This is a genomic window from Streptomyces sp. NPDC051133 (genome assembly GCF_040682635.1).
Classification (GTDB): domain Bacteria; phylum Actinomycetota; class Actinomycetes; order Streptomycetales; family Streptomycetaceae; genus Streptomyces.
The window spans coordinates 1-3,702 of record NZ_JBFBBK010000149.1 but is presented as its reverse complement, the minus strand read 5'-3'; the positions used below and the strand labels follow the sequence as shown (position 1 = coordinate 3,702).

Below are 3,702 nucleotides of genomic sequence, written 5' to 3'. Positions count from 1 at the left end.
GTTCATGCTCCACCTCGACGAGCGGGGCGCTGCCAGCGGGGGAGTCCTGGCATCTGCAACGGGCTTCCGCGCCCTGGACTGCACCGATTCCAGAACGTCAGCGTTCGTCGTCATCCGCCCGCCCATCCGCACCGAGGCTCGTACGGTCGCCCCACGCGTGGACGGTGTCATTGCGGTGGGCGGAGATCACACCAGGCACGACGAGTCGAAGCGCATCCGTCAGCTGGCCAGCTGCTTGGGTGGGCGTGTCGTGGGCCCGGTGCTCGACACCGGCACGCAACGAAGCCGGTTCCCCCGACTGCGGAAGCAAGACTCGTCCACGTCGCCGGCGTCACTCGTCGGCACCAGGGAGATGCCCGCTCCCGTGTCCCACACCGACGGCGCGTCACAACAGCAGAAAACGCTCGCGCTCAAGCAAGACACCTCGGTTCCAGACGACAGACTCAGCGCTTCGCGATGACTGCCTCCGGAACGATTCTTTCCGCGGACGAGGGGTCGGCCCTGCGCAAGGATGTCGCCGCTGCCGCGCGGGGCGGCTCGTGGGGTCTGCTCGGCTCGCTGGTCAGTGCTGTCCTCGCCTACATCCTCGTTGCCCTCGTCGCGCGCACCCTGGGGGCGCAAGGGGCGGGAGCGGTGTTCACAGGAGTCGGCGCTTTCACCATCCTCAGCAACATCTGCAAGCTCGGCGCCGACACGGGAATGGTCCGCTTCGTTTCCCGCGACGTGGCGACAGGCGGCGGCCGGCAGGTAGGCGCACTCCTGCGCACCGCCTTGGTACCGGCAATGATGGCGAGTACGGCCGCGGCCGCGGTGCTGTTCCTGTTCCCCTCGGTGGCCACCGCACTGCTGCCGAGCATGGACGTGAAGGACGCCGTCACCCTCATCCGGCTCTTCGCGGTGTTCCTCCCCGTGGCCACCGTCAGCCTGATCTTGCTCGGGGCGAGCCAGGGTTACGGCACCATGTTCCCCTATATCGGGGTTGAGCAGGTCGGCAAGCCGACACTGCGCGTCCTCGTCGCGGTGCCGCTGGTGTTCCTTGCACCCGGGGTGCTGAGCATGGCTGCGGCATGGCTGATTCCCTCTCTGGCAGGGGCTGTCATCGCCTGGCTCACACTGCGCCGGTACCGGGCGGCCCACAGTGGCGCGCCAGGGGAGGAAGCAAGCGTCATCCCAAGCGAGTTCTGGGCGTTCTCCGCACCACGGGCCGTCTCATCCGTGTTCGACATCAGTGCGGTCTGGGTGGGGGTCATCCTGCTCTCTGGACTGGCCACGAGCGAACAAGCAGGCATCTACACCGCCATCACCCGGGTGGTCTTCGCGGGCACGCTGGTCCAGGCCGCCATCCGCAGAGCCGTAGCACCGCGGATCAGTCGCCTGCTTGCCCTGGGCGAGGTGCAACACGCATGTCATCTGCACCGTATTTCGACCCGCTGGATCGTGCTGTTGTCATGGCCCCCCCTCGTCCTCCTGGCGAGTTTCCCCGCCACCCTCCTCTGCCTGTTCGGGCCGGAGTTCGCACACGGAGCTGATGCCCTCGTCGTCCTCTGCATCGCCTCGGCGATCAACATCAGCTCCGGCAACGCGCAAACGGTGCTACTCATGGCCGGCAAGAGCTCATGGCACCTTGTGCTCACCGGCATCGCGTTCACGGTACAACTGACCGTGGGCTTCCTGGCCGTACCCAGCATGGGTGTACTGGGCGCGGCCCTTTCCTGGGGAGCAGCCATCGTGGTGGAAAACCTCATGGCAGCTGCCCTCGTACGACGCAATCCGGGCTTCACCACCATCGACTGCGGATACCTCATCGCGACTGGTGTCGGCCTGTGTCTCACCGCGGCGCTGGCCGTGCCCGCCAGGCTGCTCGCCGGTGACACACCGCTCGGACTGACCCTTGGAACCGTCCTGGGCGTGTCCGCGTTCGCCGTCAGTCTGTGGCGCCTGAGCAGGCCGCTGGGACTGCGCGAACTCATCGACGTTCTGCCCAAGCGCATCGCATAAGGCCGCCGTCCCTTCCTGGACTCCGAGCCTTTCCCCCCCCACTCGAACCCCTCAACCTGGGATGTTCCATGCACCTGAGAAAGAACTCGACACGGGCCATCACCACCGCTACCGCAGTGGCCCTCTTGTCAGCAGCCTCCCTCACCACAGCCTTTAGCTCGGAGGCACACCACAAGAAAACTCTGACCGCCGCCCCCCTGGCGACGTGGCAGACCAACGGCGTCGTCTGGACGATCGAATACGCGCGCGGTGTCGTCTACGTCGGCGGCACCTTCGACAGCGTCCGCCCGCCGGGGGCCAAGCCAGGTGAAAAGGAAGTGGTCCGCAAGAACTTCGCTGCGTTCGACGCCGTCACCGGCAAACTGCTGCCGTGCGCCCCCGCCTTCGCGGGGGGGCCCGAGACCATCCGCGCCATGAAGGCCTCGCCGGACGGGCGGACACTCTATGTCGGCGGCTCCTTCGGCAAGGTCGACAAGACCGGTGTGTCCAACGTGGCCGCCCTCAACACGGCAGACTGCTCGCTGCGCAAAAACTTCCGTCCCGCGATGACGGCACCCGTCCGTGCCATCGCCACCACTGCCACCTCGGTCTACCTGGGCGGCGACTTCGGCGTCGCCAATGGCCAGCGCAGGAAGCACATCGCCGTCTTCAGCCCCAGCGGCAAACTGCAACCGTTCAGCGCGGACATCGACGAATCGGTTCTAGCCCTCCTGGTCGTACCCGACCACAAGAAGCTCATCGTCGGAGGCCGCTTCGACAAAGTCAACGGTGCCAAGGAGCACGCACTGGTCGCGCTGAACGCCACGACCGGCTCGACCGTGAATTCCTTCCCGGGGTGGCTTCCGCAGAGATCGTCGGTGAAGGCGCTGGCCCGCGACAAGAACAACTTCTATCTGGGAGCAGAGGGAGAAGGGACCGGCATCTTCGACGGCCGCATCGCCGGCCGCCTGTCCGACGGCCATATGGTCTGGAAGGACGATTGCCAGGGCGCCACACAGACCGTACTCGTGTACAAGAACATCCTGTACAGCGGGTCCCACGCCCACAACTGCGGCACCACGCCTGGGGGCTTTCCCGAACACAGCAACCGCCAGCACTTCCTGGCCAACGCGACCAGCGACGGCCGCATCCTGCACTGGTTCCCCGACACCAACGAGGGGATCGGTCAAAAGCAAGGGCCCCGAGCGCTGGTGATGGCCGGCAAAATCCTCTGGGCGGCCGGCGAATTCACCCAGGTCAACGGCAAGCCCCAGCAAAGCCTGACGCGGTTCGCGGCAGACCGCAACGCGGCACCGGAGACGACGCCCAAGCTCATCGCCAAAACCGCACGAGCTGGCCGGGTCACCCTGAACTGGCGTGCCACATGGGACCGGGACGACGCGGAGTTGACGTACCGGATCTACCGTGACGGCACCCTGGTGGCCTCGCGGAAGCAGCGGTCAGCCGAGTGGGACCTCCCGGACATGAAGTACACGGACTCCGTTGCCGCCGGCTCCCATCATCGCTACACGATCGCTGTCACCGACGGTAAGGCAACAACACACCGATCGGTGCCCCTCGATGTGGCCGCGACTGCCGAAAAGTGAACCGCAGGAGACCCTGCGCTCCGCGTAATCCGTGGGTTCTGAAGGAGCCGAGCAGCGTGAACAGGATGAACTTCCACGAGGCCCGGGTCCGGCCCTCGCCGCCCCAGCGGGCGATGAG

At 66.3% G+C, this 3,702-nt stretch carries 2 protein-coding genes and 1 pseudogene; all 3 read left to right on the top strand.

All coding sequences use genetic code 11. The annotated features are described in order from the left end of the window. Positions 1 to 460 (top strand): annotated as a pseudogene (locus AB0N17_RS45595) (hypothetical protein); the annotation flags it as partial. Then, positions 457 to 1,998 (top strand): oligosaccharide flippase family protein, encoded by a 1,542-nt coding sequence (locus tag AB0N17_RS45590; RefSeq protein ID WP_366017576.1) that lies wholly within the window; start codon positions 457 to 459, stop codon positions 1,996 to 1,998. The pseudogene AB0N17_RS45595 and the gene AB0N17_RS45590, both read left to right, overlap by 4 nt. A gap of 68 nt (positions 1,999 to 2,066) precedes the next feature. Continuing rightward, complete coding sequence (locus AB0N17_RS45585; RefSeq protein WP_366017575.1) at positions 2,067 to 3,584, top strand: fibronectin type III domain-containing protein; 1,518 nt, start codon at positions 2,067 to 2,069, stop codon at positions 3,582 to 3,584. Positions 3,585 to 3,702 lie beyond the last annotated feature (118 nt).